The following is a 341-nucleotide window of genomic DNA, read 5'->3' on the forward strand; positions in this document are numbered from 1 at the left end:
AGCTAAGGCAGGAGACCGTTTAATTTTAACAAAGCCAATCGGTGTTGGAATTCAAACAACAGCGATTGAGAGAGATCTTTTATCAGAAGAAGAATTAGAAAGAGTCATGACTGTGATGGCTACTTTAAATAAAACAGCGGCTGAAGAGATGCAAAAATATGACGTACATGCTTGTACAGATATTACTGGCTTTGGACTTTTAGGACATGCATCTGAGATGGCAAAAGGAAGTGGAGCAGGTCTTGTTATTAAACAAGGTCAAGTGCCGATTCTTGATGGTACTCGTAAGTTAGCTGAACAGGAGATCGTACCAGGAGGTTCGAAAGCCAATCATTCATGGT

Annotated in this window: 1 protein-coding gene; it reads left to right on the top strand. The window is 40.5% G+C overall.

Annotated elements, in window-relative coordinates; translation table 11 throughout:
• Positions 1-341 (top strand): selenide, water dikinase SelD (selD, locus tag AOA59_RS00685; RefSeq protein WP_099485473.1); only part of this gene is annotated, 341 nt, incomplete at both ends.

It is taken from the genome of Pseudomonas sp. 2822-15 (assembly GCF_002742515.1).
GTDB classification, from domain to species: domain Bacteria; phylum Pseudomonadota; class Gammaproteobacteria; order Pseudomonadales; family Pseudomonadaceae; genus Aquipseudomonas; species Aquipseudomonas salomonii.